A 5,278-nucleotide genomic window follows, 5' to 3' on the forward strand; every position below is an offset into this window, starting at 1 on the left:
ATGTCGCGGATCACGTAATCGTCGAATTTGGGCTGCGGCTGAGTGGCCAAGAGCGGTCTCCTGAAAAGAAAAGACCGCCGGCAAGGTGGGGCGGTCGCGTGCCGGTTCCCCTAGTCGCGACCGCCCCGGAATGCAAATATAAAGATATCTTTATATGTGCTATTCGGACGCTGCCGAAGCGAACGTCACCGGGCAGCGGCCGCCAGGGAGAGCCGGCGCGCTTCCGAGCCGATCGGCGATCTCCAGGAGCCGGTCGACACTCCCTTGCGCGGCGATCGCTTCGGAGGCGACCTTCGCCGTTTCCTCGCAGATTTCGACGCTCGTCTGGTCGTCGCCATATTCGTTGGCGAGCGCGGTTGCGAAGCTGTCGTAGCTCTTCTGCCCCAGCGCGGCACCGACGCCGGCTTCGAACTGCGCCTTGATCAGCCCGTTCGCATCCTGGATCGTCGAGCGGTTCACGCGCACGAAGTCGTTATATTGCGGCAGCACGTCGATTCCGAACGCCCGGCACCGCATCGTCGCCACCATCAGCCGCGATTGCAGGTCCCGCACCTTCGCGGCCGCGGTGTGGGTCTGGTCCCAGCAATTCATCGCCGCTTCGGCGGGCTGCGAAATGCCGATTGCGAATGCGGCGAGGCACAGGCCGCCCTTCAGAACGATGTTGGTCATCCGGTAATCCCCCTTGTCCACAGGGCCGCGCGTTGCGGCCGAGGACGAAGGTCTCACCCGGCGATGTTCGAAACGTTGCCGAAGCTGGTTAACGCTTCGGAGTTCAAGACCTTAGGCGGTGCCGAAGTCGGAAGTCAGAAGCCGCGGATCGATCCCGGCGCTGTTGAACGCCCGAGTCCAGCGGGACTCGACGTCGCTTCCGTACAGGAGGTCGTCGCTTCCGGGCGTGGCGAACCAGCCGTTCGAGCACAGCTCCTGCTCGAGCTGCCCCGCGCCCCAGCCGGCATAGCCGAGCGCCGCGATCCAGCGGGTTGGGCCGCGCCCTTCCGCGATCGCGTTGAGGATGCCAAGGGTGGCGGTGAGCACCCAGCGGTCGGAGACCTGGACGCTCCCCTCGCCGCCCCAGTCGAGCGAGTGGAGGATGAAGCCCCGCTGCGGCTCGACCGGCCCGCCGAGGTGAATGGCGACGTCCGGCGCGACGCCCGGATCGATGTCGAGCTGCCTCAGGAGGTCGTGGAAGCCGATCCTCGGCACGAGGCGCCCGAGGCCGATGCCGAGCGCCCCTTCCTCGTCATGGACGCACATCGCGATCACGGCCTTCTCGAAGCGCGGATCGCCGATGCCGGGCATTGCGAGGAGAAGCTGGCCGGTGAGGAACTTGGGCTGGTCCATGCCCCGGCTATAGGCGCGGCGGCGGGGGGCTGCTAGAGCGCCGCCCGAGACAAACGGCCATTCGAAAGGAACAGGCGATGAGCATCCAGGTTGGCGACCGGCTTCCCAAGACGACCTTCATGAAAGCGACGCCCGAGGGGCCGCAGCCGGTGGACAGCGAGGATTATTTCAGCGGCCGCCGGGTCGCCCTGTTCTCTGTCCCAGGGGCGTTCACGCCGACCTGCTCGGCCCGCCACCTGCCCGGCTTCGTCGAAAAGGCCGATGAGTTTCGGGAGAAAGGCGTGGACGAGATCGCCTGCACCGCCGTCAATGACGCGTTCGTGATGGGCGCGTGGAGCGAAAGCTCCGGCGCGGGCGACAAGGTGACCATGCTGTCCGACGGCAACGGCCAGTTCGCCCAGGAGATCGGGCTTACGATGGACGGCTCGAAGTTCGGCCTCGGCACGCGCGGCCAGCGCTACTCGATGATCGTCAACGACGGCGTCGTCGAGCAGCTCAATGTCGAGGAGCCGGGCGCGTTCAACGTCAGCAGCGCCGATTATCTGCTGGAGCGGCTGTAACCGCTTACCCGCGCGCAACCATCATGCTTCCCGTGCATTGCTGAGACAAGGTTCTCAAGCGGGTTCAGGAGATTGGCATGGCGGACGACCGCACCGGCGGAAGCGGCGAGCGCGCGGACGACTCCACTCCGCCCGAAGCGGTCGCCGGTGGCTCGCAATGGCATCCGCTGACGACCGCGGCGGTGATCGGCGGCGCGCTTGCCGCGACCGCCGGCGCCTATATCGGCACCCGCGCGCTTGCCCGCCGCAATTGCGGCAAGGACGGCAAGGTGAGCTCGGTGATGGCGGCCGCGATCACCGCCACCGATCTCCGGCAGAAGAAGGGCGGAGAGCCTTCGGCGGCCGAAATCAAGATCGACCGGCCGAAGAAATAGGTCACCGCCGGGCCGTCACCATCCGCACTGCCGCCCCTTATTCTGCTCCTGAAGCCAGCTCATCAGCGGCCGGAAATATTCGATCATCGCCTCGCCCGACATCTCGCGGGTGCCGGTGAACGCCTCGAGCGCGTCCGGCCAGGGCTTTGACGCACCCATCTCCAGCATCGCATTGAGCCGCCGGCCCACTTCCTTGTTGCCGTAGAAGGAGCAGCGGTGGAGCGGCCCCTTCCACCCTGCCTGGTCGCACGCGGCCTTGTAGAATTGGAACTGCAGGATCCGCGCAAGGAAATAGCGCGTGTAGGGCGTGTTCCCCGGGATGTGATACTTCGCACCCGGATCGAAATTCGCCTCCGTCCGCTCCACCGGCGGGGTGATGCCCTGATATTGCCGCCTGAGGTCCGTCCACGCCCGATTGTAATTGGAGGGCGTGATCTCGCCGTTGAACACGCCCCAGCGCCACCGATCGACCAGCAGGCCGAACGGCAGGAACGCGACCTTGTCCATCGCCTGATTGAGAAGCAGGCCGATATCCTTGTCGGCCGACGGCACCTTCGACTTATCCAGAAGCCCGATCTGCACCAGATAGTCCGGCGTCACGGACAGGGCGATGGCATCGCCGATCGCCTCGTGGAAGCCGTCATTGGCGCTGTCCAGATAGAGGAACGGCTGCCTGTTGTACGCCCGCTGGTAGTAATTGTGGCCAAGCTCGTGGTGGACGGTGACGAAATCGTCCGCATTCACCTTGGTGCACATCTTGATGCGGATATCATCGAGGTTGTTCACGTCCCAGGCCGAAGCGTGGCAGACCACCTCGCGGTCCGCCGGCTTCGTGATCATCGAGCGTTCCCAGAAGCTCTGCGGCAGCGGAGCGAAGCCGAGCGAGGTGAAGAACTGCTCGCCCGTCTTCACGATCTTCTCGGGCGTATACTTCTTCTGCTTCAGAAGGCTGGTGAGGTCGTAGCCGATGTCGCCGGCCCCTTTCGGCGCGACGATCTCGTAGATATTCCCCCATTCCTGCGCCCACATGTTGCCGAGCAGATCGGCGCGGATCGGCCCGCTCTTCGGCTGGACGGCATCGCCATATTTCGCATTGAGCCTGGCGCGCGTGTAGCAATGGAGCTGATCGTAGAGCGGCTTCACCTGCCCCCAGAGCTTGTCGGTGGTCGCCGCGAACTCGTCGGGCGGCATGTCGTACTTGGAACGCCACAGCGCGCCCACATCGGCATAGCCGAGCTCCTTCGCGCCCTGGTTGGCGATCTCCACCATCCGCGCATAATCGGCGCGCATCGGGGTGCCGACATTGGTGTGCCAGCTCGTCCACATTTCCTTGAGTTCGGCCGGGTTCCGGTTGGTGCCCATTGCCGCTTCGATGTCGCTGCCGCTGATCGGCTGCCCGCGAAGCGTGCCCTTGCCCTTGCCGTAGGTGGACTGGAGCCGCGTCGTGATCTGGCTGAGCTCGGCGGCGGCGCCCGAGGTGGACGGTGCCGGAAGCGTCAGGCTGCCGCGCAGCATGTCGAGCTTCCGCTTCGTATCGGAGCTGAGGCCGGGCACCTCGGCATAGCGGGCCGCTTCCGTGGCGAGGCGGACCCGGAGCTCGGTGTTAAGCGCTCCGAAATGAGCGGCAAGCGCATCGGTGTCGTCGGTGATGTAGGTCGCATTCACCCAATCGGCTCGCTGCTGAATGACGTTGAGTTCGGCCAGCTCCTTTTCCGCCCGCGATACGAACTCCTGTGCAGCTTCGGCCGTGGCGGGCGCCTTCGTCCCGGCCGCCGGAGCTGGCGGCGCGGCTGCACTGGTCACGGGCTGGTCGGCGGCAGCGGTCGTGCAGGCGGCAAGGCTCAGCGCGAGCGCGACAGCGGAAACGGCGGCTTTCATGGCAACATCCTCGAACGAATGGATTTTGGCGCGGTGGATAGCTTTCGCGACTGAACCGCGGCTGATCAAGCGGAAAGGAAATCGGCGATCGCGCGGCCGAGCTCAGGCTTCGTCACCGAGCTCATATGCGTCCCAGGCACTTCGGCGAAGCGCGCATCCGGAATGGCGGCCGCAAGCGCTTCGGCCGAGCCGTTGTCCTGATCCTCGCTCCCGCAGACGACGAGGGTCGGCACATCGATCGTGCCGAGCTTCGCGGCGTCGAAGTCGCTCGGGCTCGCAAGCAGCAGCCGGGCGGCTTCCACGTCTATCTTCATCGTCTTCATGAACTGGACGGCGAGCCAGTGCGAGTCGCCATGGCTTACCTCCCCGCGCCGATCGATCGCGGTCGTGAAGAAGTCGCGGCGGCGGGCCCAGCCGGTCAGCCCCTCCAGGCCCATCCCGGCAAGCACCGCGCGGCGTGGGCGGATCCCCTCGATCAGCATTCCGGCCACGGTACGCGCGCCGAGCGAGAAGCCGCCGAGATCGAACTCCTGAAGCCCCAGGTGAGCGATCAGGGCTTCGCCGTCGCTGACCAGCACGTCCGCCGGATAGTTCGCAGGATCGTGCGGGGCCGCGCTGGCGCCGTGGGCGCGGAGGTCCGGCATGATCACCCGGAAGCCGCGCGAGGCGATCTCGGCGGCATGGCCGAACTTGATCCAGTTGGTATGGGCATTGGAGAAGAGCCCGTGGAGCAGAAGCACCGGCCTCCCCTCTCCAAGCTCGTACCAGACGAGCTCGGCGCCGTCCGGCGCGGCGAAGCTATGTTCAGTCGGGGAGCTTGCCACAGGCCTTGATCCAGCGCTCCACGAGCCGCTTATGCTCCTCGGTCCTTATCTCCGGCAGCCCCTCGGTATTGAGCCAGGCCCGGTGGATGCTCTCCGCACCGAAATGATGCTTCGGGCGGAAACGCGATGGATCGTCGAAGGTGCCGACGATGAGGTCGAGATTCTCGCTCTCCCCGTCGGAGAATTCGAAGGTGAGCGATGTCCCGCAGGACGAGCAGAAGCCCCTGCGGGCGATCGGCGAGGAGGTGTAATAATCGGGCTCCCGCTCCCATCGCACGCCCGCCCGCTTCACGTTCTTCAT

Annotated in this window: 7 protein-coding genes; 2 read left to right on the forward strand and 5 right to left on the reverse strand. The window is 65.6% G+C overall.

Annotated features, from left to right (window positions below):
- Positions 1 to 159: 159 nt before the first annotated feature.
- Entirely contained in the window at positions 160 to 669 is a 510-nt protein-coding gene (locus VF662_RS01720; RefSeq protein ID WP_464136969.1) for a hypothetical protein, read from the reverse strand.
- A gap of 111 nt (positions 670 to 780) precedes the next feature.
- Positions 781 to 1,341, reverse strand: coding sequence for a YqgE/AlgH family protein (locus VF662_RS01725; protein ID WP_464136972.1), 561 nt, complete (start codon positions 1,339 to 1,341; stop codon positions 781 to 783).
- A 77-nt stretch (positions 1,342 to 1,418) separates the two neighbouring features.
- On the opposite strand from VF662_RS01725, the gene VF662_RS01730 reads away from it, so the two are divergent.
- Both VF662_RS01730 and VF662_RS01735 read left to right on the forward strand, forming a co-directional pair.
- Complete coding sequence (locus VF662_RS01730; protein WP_464136974.1) at positions 1,419 to 1,901, forward strand: redoxin family protein; 483 nt, start codon at positions 1,419 to 1,421, stop codon at positions 1,899 to 1,901.
- A 77-nt stretch (positions 1,902 to 1,978) separates the two neighbouring features.
- Complete coding sequence (locus VF662_RS01735; RefSeq protein WP_464136976.1) at positions 1,979 to 2,275, forward strand: hypothetical protein; 297 nt, start codon at positions 1,979 to 1,981, stop codon at positions 2,273 to 2,275.
- Between the two features lie 15 nt (positions 2,276 to 2,290).
- Here the strand turns inward: VF662_RS01735 and VF662_RS01740 are convergent, their stop codons facing one another.
- The 3 genes from VF662_RS01740 to VF662_RS01750 form a co-directional block, all read right to left on the reverse strand.
- Complete coding sequence (locus tag VF662_RS01740; RefSeq protein ID WP_464136978.1) at positions 2,291 to 4,153, reverse strand: M2 family metallopeptidase; 1,863 nt, start codon at positions 4,151 to 4,153, stop codon at positions 2,291 to 2,293.
- Between the two features lie 65 nt (positions 4,154 to 4,218).
- On the reverse strand, positions 4,219 to 4,977 hold the full coding sequence (locus tag VF662_RS01745; RefSeq protein WP_464136980.1) for an alpha/beta fold hydrolase: 759 nt from the start codon (positions 4,975 to 4,977) through the stop codon (positions 4,219 to 4,221).
- A partial coding sequence (locus VF662_RS01750) for a GFA family protein (protein WP_464136982.1) occupies positions 4,958 to 5,278 on the reverse strand: 321 nt, incomplete at its 5' end. The genes VF662_RS01745 and VF662_RS01750, both read right to left, overlap by 20 nt.

The organism is Allosphingosinicella sp. (assembly GCF_036387215.1).
Taxonomy (GTDB): domain Bacteria; phylum Pseudomonadota; class Alphaproteobacteria; order Sphingomonadales; family Sphingomonadaceae; genus Allosphingosinicella.

Coding starts and splice junctions, on each gene's coding strand:
- VF662_RS01740 (WP_464136978.1), bottom strand. CDS start 4,153: ATGAAAGCCGCCGTTTCCGCTGTCGCGCTCGCGCTGAGCCTTGCCGCC.
- VF662_RS01730 (WP_464136974.1), top strand. CDS start 1,419: ATGAGCATCCAGGTTGGCGACCGGCTTCCCAAGACGACCTTCATGAAA.
- VF662_RS01725 (WP_464136972.1), bottom strand. CDS start 1,341: ATGGACCAGCCCAAGTTCCTCACCGGCCAGCTTCTCCTCGCAATGCCC.
- VF662_RS01735 (WP_464136976.1), top strand. CDS start 1,979: ATGGCGGACGACCGCACCGGCGGAAGCGGCGAGCGCGCGGACGACTCC.
- VF662_RS01720 (WP_464136969.1), bottom strand. CDS start 669: ATGACCAACATCGTTCTGAAGGGCGGCCTGTGCCTCGCCGCATTCGCA.